Source organism: Streptomyces sp. AB3(2024) (genome assembly GCF_041862025.1).
Taxonomy (GTDB): Bacteria; Actinomycetota; Actinomycetes; order Streptomycetales; family Streptomycetaceae; genus Streptomyces.
Genome location: NZ_JBGWAB010000091.1, coordinates 17,505 through 33,386 on the forward strand (window position 1 = coordinate 17,505; position 15,882 = coordinate 33,386).

The following is a 15,882-nucleotide window of genomic DNA, read 5'->3' on the forward strand; positions in this document are numbered from 1 at the left end:
TTCGGCGGTAAACATCACACCTTTGGTCCGCCCCGGCGTCACCGTACGCTTACGCCATGACCACCGAAGGCAGTCCGGTCCCAGGACTCCACACCCAAGTACTGGACACCCTCGGCCTGGCGATCACGGCGGGGGAGCACCCGCCCGGCAGCGTGCTGCGCACGGACGAGATCGCCACGCGCTTCGACGCGTCCCGCACCGTCGTGCGCGAGGTGGTGCGCGTCCTGGAGTCGATGCAGCTCGTCGAGTCCCGCCGCCGCGTCGGCGTCACCGTCCGCCCCGCCGAGGAGTGGAACGTCTACGACCCGCGCGTCATCCGCTGGCGCCTCGCCGGCACCGACCGCCCCCGCCAGCTGCGCTCCCTGACCGTCCTGCGCTCGGCGGTCGAACCCGTCGCGGCCGGCCTCGCCGCCCTCCGCGCCACCCCCGAGCAGTGTGCCCGCCTCACCGAAGCCGCCCTCGGCATGGTCCGCACCTCGCGCGGCCACCAGCTGGAGGGCTACCTCCACCACGACGTCGCCTTCCACCGCATCGTGCTGAACGCTTCCGGCAACGAGATGTTCGCCCGCCTGGGCGACGTCGTCGCCGAGGTGCTCACCGGCCGCACCCAGCACTCCGTGATGTTCCCCGACCCCGACCCGGCCGCCGTCACCCTCCACGTCCGGGTCGCCGAGGCAGTACGGGAGGGGGACGCCGCCGCGGCCGAGGCCCTGACCCGGCAGATCGCCCTCGGCGCCCTGGAGGAACTGGACGTCCTCGCGCCGTAAACGCCCGGCCCCCGGTGAGCCGTCAGTCCTCGAAGGGGACGAACCCGGCGAGCGAAGTCCAGTCCAGCGGACGCACGATCGCGGCCAGCCGGGCGAACGGGTCCTCCCCGGCCGTCTGGAACCACATCACCGAGAGTTTCGTGTGCCCCTCTTCCGTGATGCCCCCGGGCAGCCACCATGACGTCAGCCGCGCGCGAACCGTCTCCCGCGGCAGCCATTCGTCGAGCCTGCTCTCCGCATCGGCCCGCAGCACGTCGAGATCGTGCACGTACAGGTGCGGGTCCGCCGCCATCGCCTTCCCGATGCGCAGCAGGCTCATCCGGCGGTGCAGGTAGGGCGTCCCTTCGAGCATGCCCTCCCGGTCGTCCTCCACCGTGAGCGCGCGCAGCTCGGCCCGCACCGGTCCCACCTCGTAGCCGCGCAGTTCGTGAATCCTCGCCTGGGTCATGGGCCAGAGGGTAGGGATGTCCGACAAGCGCACCAAACGACTTTCGCGACACGCCCCGGTACGTCCGGGAGGGCCCGCGGCCGACCGGTACGGAGGGACCCGCGCGTGCGCCACACTGGGCGCGTGCGCGGACATACCCGGGGAAACGACGGCGGACCCGCCTCCTTCGTGGGGCGGGACGCCGAACTCGCCGCGCTGCGCGCGTCCCTGACGGAACGGCGGCTGACCACCCTCACCGGGCCCGCGGGCGTCGGCAAGACCCGGCTCGCCCGACAGGCCCTGGGCCCGCCCGCCGCCGGAGCCGCGGGCACCCTCGCGCCCGCAACGCGCTTCCCCGACGGGATCCACTGGGCCGACCTCGCCCCGCTGCCCGGGGACCGGCTGCTCCTGGACGCCGTCGCCGACGCGCTCGACCTCGCCGACCACACCCCGCGCACCCTCGCCGAAGCCGTGCGCGCGTGGATCCGCCCGCGCCGGCTGCTCCTCGTACTGGACTGCTGCGAACACCTCATCGGGCCCCTGCGGATCCTCGTAGGGGACCTGCTCGACGCCGCCCCGCACCTCGCCGTGCTCCTCACCAGCCGCGAACCCCTCGCCCTGGCCGGCGAACACGTACTGGAGATCGGGCCGCTGCCGCACGAGGAGCCGGCGGGGGAGGCGCTCGCCCTCTTCACCGCGCGGGCGGACTCCGTGCGCCGCCCCGGGCGGGCGGACGCGTGGACCCCGTCCCGGCTGGCCGCCGCCCGCGCGATCTGCGCCCGCCTCGAAGGGGTCCCCCTCGCGCTGGAACTCGCCGCCGCCCAGTTGACGGACCACACCGTCGAGGAACTCGCCGACCGGCTCTCCCGCAGGATCGGCCCGCTGCCCGGCGGCGGAGGGGCCCGGCCGCCCCGCCACCGGGCGCTGCGCACCGCCATCGGCTGGAGCCACGAGTGGTGCACCCCCGCCGAACGCCTCCTGTGGCTGCGGCTCTCCGTCTTCGGCGGCACCTTCGACGGGGCCGCCGCCCGCGCCGTGTGCTCCGCACCCCCGCTCGACGGCGGGGACGTGGAGCCGCTCCTCGCCTCGCTCGTCGCCAAGTCCGTGGTCCGCCGCGGTCCGGACGGCGCCGGCCACCGCATGCTCGACACGATCCGCGAGTACGGGGCCATGTGGTGCGACGGCATCGGCGAACGGGACGCCCTGCGCGCCCGGCACGCGGCCCACTTCCTGGAACTGGTGCGCACCGCGGACGCGGACTGGCCGGGCCCCGGCCAGCGCGGCGCCTACCGCAGGGTCGCCGCCGCGTACGGGGACATCTGCGCGGCCCTCGACCACCTGCTCGTCACCGAGCCCGCGGCGGCCCTCGAACTGGCGGGCCGCGTCGGTTTCTTCTGGGCCTGCTGCGGATGCCTGCACGTGGCCCGGTCGTATCTGGAACGGGCCCTGTCCGCCGCCCGCCCCGAAGACGTGGACACCGCCGGCCGGGTGCGCGCCCTGTGGGCCCTCGGGGTGACCCTGCTCCTTCAGGGCGAGCACGAGGATGCGCACCGGATCGCGGTGGCCTGCGAGTCCCTGGCCGCCCGGCCGGACGCGGGACCGGGCCCGGCCCTCGACGCCGCCTACCTGCTGGGCGTCAGCCACCTGCTGGCGGGCCGCCCGTTGGCCGCCCGGATCGTTGCCGACAACGCCCTGGAGGCCTTCCCCGGCACGCCCTTCGACTCCGGTCCCCGGCTGCGCTGCAGTCTCGTACGGGTGTTCGCACTGACCGGCACCGGGCTCTTCGCCGACGCGCGGGAGGAGGCCGAGCGGCTGCGCGCGGGGTGCGTGGCGCGGCAGGAGTACTGGACGCGGGCTTACGCCGACTACCAGCTGGCGCTGATCCGCCTGTTCGAGGGCCGCCCCGCGGAGTCCGCCGAACACGCGCGGGCGATGCTGGAGAGCAAGCGGGAACTCGGCGACAGCTTCGGCACCGCCCTCGGCCTCGACCTGCTGGCCGCCGCCCGGGCCGCGGGCGGCGACGGGGCGGGCGGCGCGCACGCCTACGGAACCGGCCACGCCTACTGGCAGGCGGTCGGCCACCCGCAACGCGGCACGCCGGAACTGCGCTCCGTACGGGAGGAGTTCGAGCGTACGGCCCGCGCGGCCCTCGGAGACGCGGGATACGAGGCGGCCTTCGCGGAGGGGGTCCGCCGCGGACTGGCTCTGCGCGGCCGCCCCCACCCCGGCTGACCGGACCTCAGCCCCGCGGGCCGGTCCCGTCCCGCGGCCCGATCAACCCCCGAGCGGCCCGGTCGACCCCCGCGCGGCCGGGAGGGCGACCGGCATGACCAGGGTGGTGAAGCTGCCCTGGTCGGCGGAGCGTACGAGGGCGGGCCGGGGCGCGGCCGGGATCTCCAGCAGGACGTCCGGCCCCACACCGGCCTCCAGCGCGCCCGCCAGCACCGCCGGGTCGAAGCCGACCCGCACCGGCGCGGTCTCCCCGCACACGGCGGGCAGTTCCGTGCCGCCCTCCCCGCACCCGCCTTCCGGCCCGGGACCGCCCACCCGCAGCCGGTCGGGTCCCAGCTCCAGAGCCACGGCGGGGCCCTCCCCACACGCGGCGAGGGCGGCGAGGGCGGCGAGCAGAGCGATCCGGTCCACGGCGACCCGGTGGGTGGGCACGGGGACGGCCTCCGGAGCGCCGAGCACGTCCCGGTAGGCGGGATAGGTCCCGTCGGCCACCGGCACCTCGCGCGAACCGCCCGGGTGGTGGACGGTCAGGGGAGTGCCGGGTGCCCCCGCCACCAGGGTGACCTCGTCCGCCCGCGCTGCCCACCCGCCGAGCCCGACCAGGACCGCGGCCTCGACCAGGAGCCGTCCGGGCGGTCCGGTCACGGCGGTGGGGCGCAGGACGCGCAGCGAGAGCCGGTAGCGGTCGGTGGCCACGAAGCGGACCTCGTCCTCGTCGAACTCCACCAGCACGCAGCCCAGTACGGGGTGTGCGGGATCCCGCCCGGCCGCCGGGGCCACTTGCCGGACCGCGCTCGCCAGCTCCGGACCGCCGAGGGTGACCTCGGTGCGGGCGGGCCCCGCCGGGAGGGTGTCCAGGACGGCGCGGACCGCCGCGTCGGCGGTCCGCCCGGACTCCCGTACCGCCCTGCGGTGCCGCTCCAGCACCTGCCGGGCCCGCTCGGGCGGCCCGTCGAGGACCGTGACCACGTCGGGCAGGGCCAGGCCCGCCTCGCGCAGCCCGCGCAGCAGCGCGGCGCGGGCGCGCTGGGACTCGGCGTAGTACCGGTACCCGGTGACCGGATCGACGTGCGCGGGGAGCAGCACCCGGCAGTCGTCGTAGAAGCGCAGGGCACTCGGCGCGAGCCCCACGCGGCGGCCGAAGGCACTGATGCCCATCAGTTCTGGAGTGGCGTCCATGGACGTGATGATCGGCTCTCATCCCACTCGAAGGTCAAACCGCGGGCTCCTCAGCCCGCCGTCGGCCGCGGGGTGGTCTGCTGCACGGCCCACCCGTTGCCGTCCGGATCGGAGAAGTACACGAAGGAGCCCCACGGCATGTCCTGGATCTCCGTCACCTCAACGCCCCGGCCGCGCAGGTCGGCGTAGGCCTCCTCGATGTCGGCGACGACCACCTGCATGTTGTCCAGCGCCCCCGGGACCATCCGGGTGAGCCCCTTGCCGATGGCGATGGAGCAGGCGGATCCGGGCGGGGTCAGCTGGACGAAGCGGATCTCCTCGCTGACGGTGACGTCGTGGTCGGCGTGGAAGCCGATCCGTTCGTAGAAGGCCTTGGCCCGGTCGACATCGGTGACCGGAACGGCGACCAGTTCGAGCTTGACGTCCATGACGGGCTCCCCTCGGTAACGGACCGGCCCGGCGCCGAGGCGGCGCGCGGGCCCTCCGGCATCATGCGCCCGGGGCCGCCGCCGTGCCGTCCGCCGAGGGGAGGCGGCCTTCCGTGTCGCGCGCGGCGAACTGCGTGCGGTACAGCTCCTCGTACCGGCCGCGGGCCGCCAGCAGCTCCTCGTGCGTCCCGCGCTCCACGATCCGGCCCTCCTCGACGACGAGGATCAGATCGGCCGCCTGCACCGTCGACAGCCGGTGCGCGATCACCACGGCGGTCCGGCCGGCCAGCGCCTCGGCGAGGGCCTCCTGGACCGCCGCCTCGGAAGTGGAGTCCAGGTGGGCGGTGGCCTCGTCGAGGATGACCACCCGCTGGCGGGCCAGCAGCAGCCGGGCGATGGTCAGCCGCTGCCGTTCGCCGCCCGAGAGCCGGTAGCCGCGCTCCCCGACGACGGTGTCCAGGCCGTCGGGGAGGGAGGCGACGAGCCCGTCCAGGCGGGAGCGGCGCAGGGCCTCCCAGATCTCCTCCTCGGTGGCCGTCGGCCGGGCCAGCAGCAGGTTGGCCCGTACCGACTCGTGGAAGAGGTGCCCGTCCTGGGTGACCATGCCGAGCGTCTCACGGATGGAGTCGGCCGTCAGGTCCCGTACGTCGACCCCGCCCAGACGGACGGCGCCCGCGTCGGCGTCGTACAGGCGCGGCAGCAGCTGGGCGATCGTCGACTTCCCGGCGCCGGACGAGCCGACGAGGGCGATCATCCGGCCGGGCTCGGCGCGGAAGGACACCTCGTGCAGCACCCGGGCGCCGCCCCGCGCGTCCAGGGTGGCCACCTCCTCCAGGGAGGCCAGGGAGACCTTGTCGGGGGAGGGGTAGGCGAAGGACACGCGGTCGAACTCCACCGCCACCGGCCCGTCGGGGACCCGTGCGGCGTCCGGCTTCTGGTCGATCAGCGGCTTCAGGTCGAGGACCTCGAAGACCCGCTCGAAGCTGACCATGGCGCTCATCACCTCCACCCGGGCCCCGGCCAGCGCGGTCAGGGGCGCGTACAGCCGGGTCAGCAGCAGGGCGAGCGCGACGACGGATCCGGCCTCCAGCGTGCCGCGCAGGGCGAAGTGTCCGCCGAGGCCGTAGACCAGGGCGAGGGCGAGCGCGGAGACCAGGGTGAGCGCGGTGATGAACGCCGACTGGGCCATCGCCGTACGGATCCCGATGTCCCGCACCCGGGCCGCGCGCGCCGCGAACTCGGCGGACTCGTCGGCGGGCCGCCCGAACAGCTTGACCAGGGTGGCGCCCGGAGCGGAGAAGCGTTCCGTCATCTGCGTGCCCATCGCGGCGTTCAGCGTCGAGGCCTCGCGCTGCATCGCCGCCATCCGGGCGCCCATCCGCCGGGCCGGCAGCACGAACACCGGGAGCAGCACCAGGGCCAGCAGGGTGATCTGCCACGAGATGGTGAGCATCACCCCCAGCGTCAGCAGCAGCGTCACCGTGTTGGAGACCACCCCGGACAGGGTGTTGCTGAACGCCCGCTGGGCGCCGATCACATCGTTGTTCAGGCGGCTGACCAGCGCGCCCGTCCGGGTCCGGGTGAAGAAGGCCACCGGCATCCGCTGGACGTGGTCGAAGACCGCCGTCCGCAGATCGAGGATCAGGCCCTCGCCGAGGGTGGCCGACAGCTTGCGGGTCAGCAGCCCGAGCCCGGCCTCGCCGACCGCGATCACCGCGATGAGCAGGGCGAGCCGGGTGACGGCCGTACTGTCGCCGCCCCGCACGATCGCGTCCACGATCCGGCTGGCCAGCAGCGGAGTGGCCACGGCGAGGAGCGCGCCCACCACGCTGAGCAGCAGGAAGAAGGCCAGCCCGCGCCGGTGCGGGCGGGCGAAGGCGGCGATCCGGCGCAGGCTCGCCCGGGAGAGGGGGCGCTTGTCCTGCTGGGCGTTGATCGCGCTGTGCAGCGAGTGCCAGGCGGTGACTTCCATGTTCATGTGCGCCACGCTAGAACCTCAACCAAGCTCCAGGTCAAGGAATCGCACCGGAACCGCCCGCCGGTGGCCTCAACTCCATCCCGTACCAAGGATGTTCCAAACCCGGCACCCGGTCGCCCGCCGGTGGCATCATCGGGTGATGACGCAGGCATCACCGCCCGCCCGCCCGCACCGACCCGCCGTGGACACCGTCCTGCGGCGCTTCGAAGAACTCGCCCGCGACGCCCCCGACGCCCCCGCCGTCCTCCACGGCCACGAGGAACTCTCCTACGGCGAACTCGACGCGCGGGCCCACCGGGTGGCCCACCACCTGCTCGACGGGGCCCGGCCCGCGGGCGGCCTCGTCGCCATCGCCCTGGGCGCCCGGCCCGCACTTCCCGTCTGCCTCCTCGCCACCCTCAAAGCGGGCGGCACCTACACCGTGGTCGCCGAGGACGATCCGCGCACCGCCCGCGGCATGCTCGCCGCCCTGCCCCCGTACCTCCTGCTCACCGACACCGACCGCCGGGCGGCCGGCCTCGGCCTGCCCGAGGGGCAGCGGACCGTCGCGGTCGACGAGGAGGCGAGCCGGATCGCCGGGCGGCCCGCCACCGCGCCCGACCGCACCGCCCAGGACCGCGACGCCGCGATCCTGTTCACCGGCGCGGCCCGGCCGCGCCCGGTCCACGTGGGCCACGGGCTGCTGCTCGCCGCCCACGACAGCTGGGCCGAGGCCGCCCGGCTCACCCCGCGCGACCGCCACCTGTTCAGCGGCGGCCCCGACATCACCGCCTTCGCCGCCGGCTGGACCCGCCCCCTGTGCTCCGGCGGCGCCCTCGTCCTGCCCGAGGGCGCCGGGCGCGGGGCCCACGACCTCCTCGACGCCGTCCGGGACCGGCGCGTCAGCGTCCTGCACACCGACCCGGCGACCGCCGTGGAGCTCATGGTCCGCGACGACCGGCCCGCCCCGGTCTCCGTCCCCCGGCCCCGCCGCGAACCCGACCCCGCCTTCGCCGACGTGCGGCTGCTCACCATTACGGGGGACCGGCTCTACCTCGACGAACAGGCCGCCCTCCAGGACCGGTTGCGCCCCGGCGCCCGCGTCCTCAACGTCTACGGCCCGACCGAGACCGCCGGCGCCGGGACCTCCTTCGAACTCCCGCAGCTCCCCGGCCCGCTGGACACCCCCGAGCGGATCGCCCTCCTCGGCACGCCCTTCCCGGGCTTCCGCGCCGACCTGCGCGACGGGGAGCTCCTCCTCACCCCGCCCGGCGGCGACGCCGTCGCGACCGGCGACCTCGCCGTCCTGCGCCCCGACGGGCTCCTGGAGTTCGGCGGGCGGCTGCGCGACCGGATCACCCTGGACCACGGCGCCCACTTCGACCCGCACACCATCGAGTCCCGGATCCGCACCCACCCCGCCTTCGGCGCCGCCGTCGTGGCCCGGGTGACCTCGGGGACCCGCGAACGGCTCGTCGCCTACGTGGCCCCGCCCCCCGGCGACCCCCTGTGGCTCCGGGACCCGGACAAGGCCGCACTGGCGACCCTGACCGCGCACCTGGGGCGGAAGACGAGCCCCGACGAAACCCCGGCCCGGCTGGTCCGGCTGCGCGCCCTGCCCCGTACCCGGGCCGGTCAGGAGGACCGGGCGGCGGTGCCGCTGCCCTCCAGGGACCGCCCGCCGGTGGCCGCGTCGGCGCTGGTCCCCGCACGCAGCGGCAAGACGGGCTCCGCGGGGGAGTCGTTGTCGCCCGGCTGCGTCGTGGGCTGCCTCGCCCTGCCGCTGACCCTGGGGGGCATGGTGCTCACCCTGGCGCTGTGGCCCGGATCCACCGACCTCACGGGGGTGCCGCTCCCGTGGTCGTTCCTCTTCTTCGTCCTCTACGTGTGCGAGAGCGCCGCCTTCGCCGCCGGCGTGCTGTTCCTGTTCGGCGGCCGCAGCAGGATGCTCCGCCAGGGCCGAGGAAGGGCCCTGACCACCGCGGCCCACCTGTCGGCGTCCTACCTGCTGCTCGCCTGGTGGCCGCAGGACAACTTCTACCGGCTGGCGGCCAAACACGACTGGCCGCGCCAGGCCGCCCTCGTCTACACCTTCAACGTCCCCCTGATGATCGCGGGCCTGATCGTGGCCTGCTACCTGCTCCGCAGGCCGCGCTCGCCCTTCGACTTCGACGACTGACCGGCCGGGCGGCGGCCGGGCCGGGCCCCGGCCCGGCCCGCCGCGTCCGCGACGTCCGCCGCATCGGAGCCGCCCGCCCCGTCGGAGAAGTCCGCGAAGCCCTCCCCGACCGCGAGGGCCCCCGCCCGCACCAGCGCCTCGGCCGCGTCCAGCGCCCCGCCGTCGCGCGCCGCCAGCAGTACCCCGATCCAGGGCGCCGGATCGAAGGCCCCGGTCACGATGGCCGGCACGAACACCGCCCCCGACCCGGCGCAGGCCTCCACGAGGTCCCCGCACAGCAGCTCCACCTGCCCCTCCGGCAGGCGCGCGCCCAGCTCCACCCGGTCGACGATCCGCACGAGGTGCCCCGCGCCCCGCAGCACGTCCAGCCGGGCCGCCACCATGAAGGCCACCGAAGGGCCGGTGAGCCTCAGGTTGGCCTCGGTCGGCGCCGGCCGCCCCGCCGCGTCGACCACGAAGTCCACGTCGAACCAGCCCCGGTAGCCCGAGGCCGCCAGCTCCCGCCCCACCGCCGCCCCGAACGCCCGCAGCGGCTCCTCCAGAGCGGCGGGCACCACCGCGGGACCCACCGTCGCGCCCCGGTACGCCCCGTCGCACACCTCCATCACCGCCGTCCCGACCTCGTGCGGGCGGCCCTCACCGTCCACGAACCCGTCGTACGTCAGGTCCCGCGGCCCCCGCGCGGGGCCCTCGGGTCCCTCGACGTACTCCTCCACCAGCAGCGGCCCGCGCGGCAGTCCGCGCAGCGCCGCCCGTGCCCCGCCCACCGCCCGGACCAGCGCGGGCGTCACCACCCTGGTGCCCGAACCCCCCACGCCGTGCTCCGACTTGAGCACCGTGCCCAGCCCCGCCCGCGCCCGCGACCGCACCGTTCGGACGGCCGCCCACCGGGTCGCCGCCCGCCACTGCGCGGGCAGCGCGATTCCCGGGTGCCCGCCGCCCGCCAGGATCCGGGCGAACAGGGCGTGCGCCGCCGACTTCGACTCGTAGCGCAGGTCCCGCGGCCGCCACGGCAGACCGGCGAGCCGCCCGTACGGCTCCGTCCGCCCCCACGGTACGAGGGGCAGCCCGCGCCCCGTCACCCGCCGGGCCAGCTCCGGCCGGGCCAGGACGGCGTCCGACAGGCCCGGGTCCCGCTCGGCCAGCCCGTCGAGGACCTCCACCCCGGGCCCCCAGCCCAACTGCCGTCCGACCAGCCGGATCCAGCCCGGTGGCACCGCCCGCGGCAGCACCAGGACGGCCGGGTACGGGCTGTAGAACGCGGCGAGGCAGGCGTAGTCGTGCGCGGCCAGCGGCTCCCGGCCCACCGAGGCGTCGGCGAACTGGGCGTTGAACTCGGCCACGTTGCCCACGTGCACCGCCGGGACCCCGCCCGTCCAGGCCCGCGCCCAGCCGACGAGCACCGCCGGAGCCACCTCGAAGCGCACCAGCCCCGGCGGCGCCCCTGCCGAGGCCACCGCGCCCATCGCCCGGTAGAAGCCCGTCGCGTGCGGATCGGAGTCGATCAGCAGGCGGCGCACACCCAGCGCGGCGGCCCGGCCGAGGACGTCCCGGTACAACAGCCGCCCGACGCCCCGGCCGATGGCCGACGGCTCCACGAACAGCAGGCCGAGCCGCGCCACTTCCCCGTCGAGAGCCTCCAGCGAGGCGACTCCCAGCAGGCGTCCGGCACCGTTCTCGGCCACCGCGATCCGCCGGCCGGCCAGTTCGGCCTCGCGGACGGCCAGTTCCGGGGCGCACGCGGCGAGGAACCCCGCGTCGTAGCCCCAGTACGCCTTGGACCGCATGACCAGTGCCGTCAGCGCTGCCGCCTCCCCGTCCCGCGCGGCCCTGACCTTTGCCATTTCCTGACCTCCCCGTGGTCCGGGGCGGGGCCGTGCGATACATTCGGCCTCCCCACGGCACGTGCTCGGCACATCCCTATCCCACCCACGCCCAGACAGGCTTCTCCATGAGCGACATCGTCAACGGACTCGGCCGCACGAGCGCGTACGGCGCCCTCGGGCTGGTCCTGCTGATCCTCGGCATCGTCCTGGTGGACGTGCTGACGCCCGGGAAGCTCCCGAAGCAGATCTGGGAGGAGCGCAATCGCAACGCGGCCCTCCTCCTCAGCTCCGCGCTCCTGGGCATCGGCGGCATCGTCTTCACCTCGATCTGGACGACGTACGACGACTTCGGCAAGGGCCTGCTGTCCACCGCGGCCTTCGGGCTGCTGGGCCTGGTCCTGATGGCCGTGGCCTTCCTGGTGCTGGACCTGGTGACCCCGGGCAAGCTCGGCGCCATCGTCGTGGACCCGGAGCCGCACCCGGCCGTCTGGGTCACGGCCTCCTGCAACCTCGCCGTCGCCGCGATCGTGGCGGCGTCCATCGCCTGACGACCCGTACGGCACGACGAGAGCGCCGCTCCCGGTGGGGAGCGGCGCTCTCGTCGTCCGGGGGCCCGGTAAGCGGGCCGCCCCGCCGGCCGGGCCCGCGTCAGGCCAGGCCCAGCGCGAACACCGCGAACCCGGCCGCCAGCAGCCCCGCCACGGTCCGTCGCACCACCGGGTTCCGGCGCCCGCCCGCCGCCGACGGAGCCTCGAACCGGCGCGCGTAGCGGGCGATGACCACCAGCAACACCGCGAACACCGGCATCCACACCAGCCGCGCCAGGATCCACCCCAGGGTCTCGGGCGCCGTCGTCAACCCGGTCACCCCGCCGCCCCCGCCCGCGAACGAGGCGGGCACGGCCGCCGCCAGCATGGCGCTCTGGTGCCAGCACAGGACGGTCATCGCCGACAGGTTGACCACCACCACCGGCGCCCACAGCGCCGGCCGGGCCAGCAGCCGCGCCAGCCGGTCCCGCAGCAGCATCGCCGCACCCGACTGCGCCGAGGCCAGCGCCAGCACCAGCAGCGACGGCGGGTGCGAGTTGGTCCGCGCCTCACCCGGTACGCCGACCATCGACGCCGGGTAGTGGAACACCGTCAGCAGCACCGCGAACAGCACGCCCCCGCCCACCAGCAGCAGCCACGCCCCGCGCCGCCCGATCCGCCGCTCGCCCCAGGAGACGCCGAGCTGGTACGCGAACATCCAGCCCGGCAGCACGTTCAGCACGGACAGCCAGGACGGCACCGCGTCGGACAGCGGCCCGTACCGCAGGAAGTCCACCACCGCGACCGAGGCCAGCAGCGGCGCCGCCGCCCAGCCGCCGAGCCGCCGGGCGGCCCGCACGCAGTACGGGGTCAGCGCGGTCACCCCCGCGTACACCCCCACGAACCACAGCGGCTGGATCACCAGCGTGGCACCGGTGCGCAAGGTGGCCTCCGGCACGCCGGCCGCGTACAGCGCCGGCGCCGCGAGCGCCCACACAGCCGTCACACCGAGCACCGGCCGCCCCAGCCGGACCATCCGCCCCTTCAGCCAAGCACCCGTCGAACCGGTGCGGCGGTGGAAGGACAGCACCGAGGCGTAGCCGCCGACCAGGAAGAAGATGCCCAGCATCTGGAGCACCCAGCTCGCCGGGGCCAGGGCGCCGAAGGCGGACAACGGACTGGCGTTGTGCAGCCCGCCCTCCGGGTCGAGGGTGAACCCGCCGAGCAGCCAGTGCCCGGTCGGCACGGCCAGCAGGGCCAGGGCGCGCAGACCGTCGACGGCCCGGTCCCGGTGGGCGGGTGTCCGGCGGTCGATCCGCGCGGCGGCCTCCGACAGCCGGGTCAGCGCGCGCGGCGTACCCTTCGCGCTCACCGGAGCTCTCCCTTCGCGATCGCGGCGAAGGCCGCCAGCGAACGGGTGCCGGGGGCGAAGTAGCCGGTGTGGCCCGACACGTCGTCGGCGGGCACCCGACGGGCGCCGAAGGCGGGGGAGGTGGGGTCGGCGCCGTGCCCCAGCCCGGCGAACTCCACATTGGGCACGTCGGCGATCCAGTCCGAGGGCCCCCGGGCCGCCCAGACGCGGGCACCCGTCCCCAGACCGGCGGCGTCGTCCGCGCGCATCCCCGGGGAACCGAACACCACGATGTCGGCGGCGTCCGTGTGCCGGGCCGCGATCCCGCACACCACCGAGCCGTAGCTGTGGCAGAACAACACGGGGTCGGGCGCCCCGACCGCGTCGAGCCCGGCCGTGAACCGGGCCAGCCGCACCGCGCCGGCCTCCGCGAGCCGGCCCTGCGCCGCGTCGAGACCGACCCCGACCGGTGTGGTGTAGCCCGTCCACGCGATGACCGCGGTGCCCCCGCCCGCCGCGGACCGCAGCGCCCGGGCCATACCGGCCGGGCCGGTGTCCGGGGCGCGGGGGGCGTCGTGGGTGGTGGCGTCGTTGTCCGAACCCGGCACGATCACCGCGACGTGCGCGGCGTGCTCCAGGTCCCCGAACACCTCGGCGACCTGCCCGCGGCCGCGCGGGTCGAAGGCCAGGATCCGGCGGCCCGGAGAAGAGAGGGAGGCGTAGCGGGCCTCACCCGTGGCGAGCACCGCCAGCCGGTTCGCCTCGTACCGCAGGGGGAGCGGAGCGCCGTCCAGATTGCCCACCACCAGCGGGTGGGAGCGTACGAGCTCCCGTCGCCCGGTCTCGTCCAGCCCGGCGAAGAAGCGGGCCACCTCCCGGGGCGTCGTGGACGCCGGATCGGGCAACGGCCGGCCGCCCAACGAGGCGGCCCGCCAGGCGGCGGTGCCCGGGGGCGGTCCGGTGACCGCGCTCTGGCTGTCGGCGGATGCCCAGCCCGCGGTCCCCGCCATGACGGCCACCGCCAGCGCGGCCGCGGCCATCGTCCTTCCGAAGCGGCGCATGCCCCTTCTCCCTTCCTCGTGACGAGCCTCGTGACGAGGAGGAAGGTAGGAAGGAGGTACCGAACAGGGCGTCCCACCAGGGAGCCAACCGGCATGTCATACCCCGGTAGGGGGTGGAGGAGACGGTACCAGCGGACTCAGTTCGCGGCTTTTGCAAGAGCCCGAGGGCATTCGGGTTTCACGAGGGCAGGATCATCCGCTGTTGGGCGGCGTCCCAGGTGCATTCGGAGTACAGGCGGTTGTAGTCGTGCTCGGCCCCTTCATCGCTGGCGTCGCAGGGTTCGGCTCGGCCGGCCACGGCTCGGTAGTAGAAGCCGTACTCCTCGCACTCGTCGGTGCCGGGCCAGCGGCCGGACCAGATGGTGAGGCAGGTGATGCCCGGGTGGCAGGAGCCGCGCTGGAAGCCTGTGAGCGCGCAGAGGGCGACGTCGCAGAGGTTGGTGTGCAGGGTTCCTGGCTGAGCGTGGCACTTGGGGCCGGCGCCGTCGGAGCCTGGGGCGGCTTCCTGGGGGGCGTGGGCGAGTTTGCCGAGCCAGAGGGTTCGGAGGTGCTGGTCGACTTCGCGGCCGTCGGCGACGGAGTGGAGGTTGAGGGTGCGGTGGAGGAGTTCACGGAGGTGGAGGGTGGGGAGCTGGGCGAGGGCCCAGCGGCAAACACCCACGACAGCCAGGACCCGAAGCCCATGGTGCTCGGTCACCAAACGAGACACGAACTCCACCGCGGCTGCCACTTCAAGCCTCAGCGCCTGCACGCCGACAAGGCCTACGACATACCTGAACTGCGGAACTGGCTACGCGACAAACGAATCGGCGTCCGCAGCGCCTGGAAAGGCATCGAGTCTTCCGAACGACTCGGGCGCCGCCGGTGGGTGATCCAGCGGACCATGTCCTGGCTCACCGGCTACCGCCGCCTCAACCACCGATACGAACGCCACCCCCGCATCTCCCTAGCCTTCCTCGGACTCGCCGCCGCCATCTGCTGCTACAAACGACTCATCCGCCTCACCAGATAGGACACGGTCTGAGTTGAGGGCTCCGAATACTCCACAACCGGGCTGGCCGATGACCCACACGGAGGCGGGTCGGTGATTCTCCGTTGAACTCGGTGGGACTCAGCCCGCCTCGGCCCTCAGTGGTGGAAGGAGGCGCGGCTCGCGTCCTGCGGCCGGCCTTCATCGAGGTGCTTGATCGCTCTGCGCATGTCGTCGGCGAGGAGCTCGATTTCGTCGCGGTCGACGCCGTGCCGGACCAGGACGCGCTGGATGACCGTCTCCTGGCGGTCCGGCGGCAGCGGGTAGGAGGGCACCTGCCAGCCGCGCATCCGCAGCAGGTCGGAGAGGTCGTACAGGCTCCAGCTCGTCGACGCCGGGTCAGTCAGCGTGTACGACACGGCCGGCAACGCGCCCGCGCCGTCGTAGAGCAGCGTGAAGGGGCCCATCTCGGCGACCTGCCGGGCCAGGTGCTGCGCGGTGTCGGCGCAGGCCTGGTAGACCTGCCGGTACCCCTCACGGCCCAGGCGCAGGAACGTGTAGTACTGGCTGACGACCTGCCCGCCGGGGCGGGAGAAGTTCAGTGCCAGGGTGGGCATGTCGCCGCCCAGGTAGTCGACGTGGAAGACCAGGTCCTCCGGCAGGGCCGACTTGTCGCGCCACAGGGCCCAGCCCACGCCGAGTGGCGCCATGCCGTACTTGTGGCCGGAGGCATTGATGGAGGCGACTCGGGACAGGCGGAAGTCCCAGGCCAGGTCGGGGTGGAGGAAGGGCGCGATGAATCCGCCGGAAGCCGCGTCGACGTGCAGCGGGACGTCGAGTCCCTTTTCTGCCTGCAGGCGGTCGAGTTCGGCCGCGAACTCCGCGACCGGCTCGTAGGTGCAGGTGTAGGTGACGCCGAGGATCGCGACGACGCCGATGGTGTTCTCGTCGACGTACTCGCGCAGCTGGTGCGGCAGC

At 74.8% G+C, this 15,882-nt stretch carries 13 protein-coding genes and 1 pseudogene; 5 read left to right on the top strand and 9 right to left on the bottom strand.

Annotated elements, in window-relative coordinates:
* Positions 1-56: 56 nt before the first annotated feature.
* Positions 57-767 carry a FadR/GntR family transcriptional regulator gene (locus ACEPPI_RS28230; RefSeq protein WP_373918086.1) on the top strand — a complete coding sequence of 237 codons (711 nt, stop codon included), beginning with the start codon at positions 57-59 and terminating at the stop codon, positions 765-767.
* A gap of 22 nt (positions 768-789) precedes the next feature.
* Here the strand turns inward: ACEPPI_RS28230 and ACEPPI_RS28235 are convergent, their stop codons facing one another.
* Positions 790-1,215 (bottom strand): hypothetical protein, encoded by a 426-nt coding sequence (locus tag ACEPPI_RS28235; protein ID WP_373918087.1) that lies wholly within the window; start codon positions 1,213-1,215, stop codon positions 790-792.
* A gap of 123 nt (positions 1,216-1,338) precedes the next feature.
* On the opposite strand from ACEPPI_RS28235, the gene ACEPPI_RS28240 reads away from it, so the two are divergent.
* Entirely contained in the window at positions 1,339-3,426 is a 2,088-nt protein-coding gene (locus ACEPPI_RS28240; protein WP_373918088.1) for a regulator, read from the top strand.
* Between the two features lie 42 nt (positions 3,427-3,468).
* Here the strand turns inward: ACEPPI_RS28240 and ACEPPI_RS28245 are convergent, their stop codons facing one another.
* From ACEPPI_RS28245 to ACEPPI_RS28255, 3 genes are all read right to left on the bottom strand, one after another.
* Positions 3,469-4,605: a MerR family transcriptional regulator gene (locus ACEPPI_RS28245; RefSeq protein WP_373918089.1), complete on the bottom strand. Its 1,137-nt coding sequence runs from the start codon at positions 4,603-4,605 to the stop codon at positions 3,469-3,471.
* Positions 4,606-4,655: 50 nt separating this feature from the next.
* Positions 4,656-5,033 (bottom strand): VOC family protein, encoded by a 378-nt coding sequence (locus ACEPPI_RS28250; protein ID WP_373918090.1) that lies wholly within the window; start codon positions 5,031-5,033, stop codon positions 4,656-4,658.
* A 61-nt stretch (positions 5,034-5,094) separates the two neighbouring features.
* Positions 5,095-7,011, bottom strand: a complete 1,917-nt coding sequence (locus ACEPPI_RS28255; protein ID WP_373918091.1) for an ABC transporter ATP-binding protein — start codon at positions 7,009-7,011, stop codon at positions 5,095-5,097.
* A gap of 139 nt (positions 7,012-7,150) precedes the next feature.
* Between ACEPPI_RS28255 and ACEPPI_RS28260 the strand changes: the two genes are divergently transcribed.
* Entirely contained in the window at positions 7,151-9,169 is a 2,019-nt protein-coding gene (locus ACEPPI_RS28260; RefSeq protein ID WP_373918092.1) for an AMP-binding protein, read from the top strand.
* Here the strand turns inward: ACEPPI_RS28260 and ACEPPI_RS28265 are convergent.
* Positions 9,124-11,013: a GNAT family N-acetyltransferase gene (locus ACEPPI_RS28265; protein WP_373918093.1), complete on the bottom strand. Its 1,890-nt coding sequence runs from the start codon at positions 11,011-11,013 to the stop codon at positions 9,124-9,126. The genes ACEPPI_RS28260 and ACEPPI_RS28265 overlap by 46 nt on opposite strands.
* 107 nt (positions 11,014-11,120) lie before the next feature.
* On the opposite strand from ACEPPI_RS28265, the gene ACEPPI_RS28270 reads away from it, so the two are divergent.
* Entirely contained in the window at positions 11,121-11,543 is a 423-nt protein-coding gene (locus ACEPPI_RS28270) for a DUF350 domain-containing protein (RefSeq protein WP_266846087.1), read from the top strand.
* Positions 11,544-11,643: 100 nt separating this feature from the next.
* Here the strand turns inward: ACEPPI_RS28270 and ACEPPI_RS28275 are convergent, their stop codons facing one another.
* From ACEPPI_RS28275 to ACEPPI_RS28285, 3 genes are all read right to left on the bottom strand, one after another.
* On the bottom strand, positions 11,644-12,894 hold the full coding sequence (locus ACEPPI_RS28275) for an acyltransferase (protein WP_373918094.1): 1,251 nt from the start codon (positions 12,892-12,894) through the stop codon (positions 11,644-11,646).
* Entirely contained in the window at positions 12,891-13,934 is a 1,044-nt protein-coding gene (locus ACEPPI_RS28280; protein ID WP_373918095.1) for an alpha/beta hydrolase, read from the bottom strand. Before ACEPPI_RS28280 ends, ACEPPI_RS28275 begins: the two co-directional genes overlap by 4 nt.
* Positions 13,935-14,112: 178 nt before the next feature.
* Positions 14,113-14,631: a hypothetical protein gene (locus ACEPPI_RS28285; RefSeq protein ID WP_373918098.1), complete on the bottom strand. Its 519-nt coding sequence runs from the start codon at positions 14,629-14,631 to the stop codon at positions 14,113-14,115.
* Here ACEPPI_RS28285 and ACEPPI_RS28290 point away from each other — a divergent pair.
* Positions 14,581-14,946: pseudogene (locus tag ACEPPI_RS28290) on the top strand (transposase); the annotation flags it as partial. The gene ACEPPI_RS28285 and the pseudogene ACEPPI_RS28290 sit on opposite strands and share 51 nt — an antisense overlap.
* 116 nt (positions 14,947-15,062) lie before the next feature.
* Here the strand turns inward: ACEPPI_RS28290 and ACEPPI_RS28295 are convergent.
* On the bottom strand, positions 15,063-15,882 hold an 820-nt coding region (locus ACEPPI_RS28295), incomplete at its 5' end, for a pyridoxal-dependent decarboxylase (protein ID WP_373918096.1).

Bases quoted from the DNA above. Each gene is read 5' to 3' on its own strand.
- ACEPPI_RS28250 (WP_373918090.1), bottom strand. From the start codon at position 5,033: ATGGACGTCAAGCTCGAACTGGTCGCCGTTCCGGTCACCGATGTCGAC.
- ACEPPI_RS28230 (WP_373918086.1), top strand. From the start codon at position 57: ATGACCACCGAAGGCAGTCCGGTCCCAGGACTCCACACCCAAGTACTG.
- ACEPPI_RS28265 (WP_373918093.1), bottom strand. From the start codon at position 11,013: ATGGCAAAGGTCAGGGCCGCGCGGGACGGGGAGGCGGCAGCGCTGACG.
- ACEPPI_RS28280 (WP_373918095.1), bottom strand. From the start codon at position 13,934: ATGCGCCGCTTCGGAAGGACGATGGCCGCGGCCGCGCTGGCGGTGGCC.
- ACEPPI_RS28270 (WP_266846087.1), top strand. From the start codon at position 11,121: ATGAGCGACATCGTCAACGGACTCGGCCGCACGAGCGCGTACGGCGCC.
- ACEPPI_RS28260 (WP_373918092.1), top strand. From the start codon at position 7,151: ATGACGCAGGCATCACCGCCCGCCCGCCCGCACCGACCCGCCGTGGAC.
- ACEPPI_RS28235 (WP_373918087.1), bottom strand. From the start codon at position 1,215: ATGACCCAGGCGAGGATTCACGAACTGCGCGGCTACGAGGTGGGACCG.
- ACEPPI_RS28245 (WP_373918089.1), bottom strand. From the start codon at position 4,605: ATGGACGCCACTCCAGAACTGATGGGCATCAGTGCCTTCGGCCGCCGC.
- ACEPPI_RS28255 (WP_373918091.1), bottom strand. From the start codon at position 7,011: ATGAACATGGAAGTCACCGCCTGGCACTCGCTGCACAGCGCGATCAAC.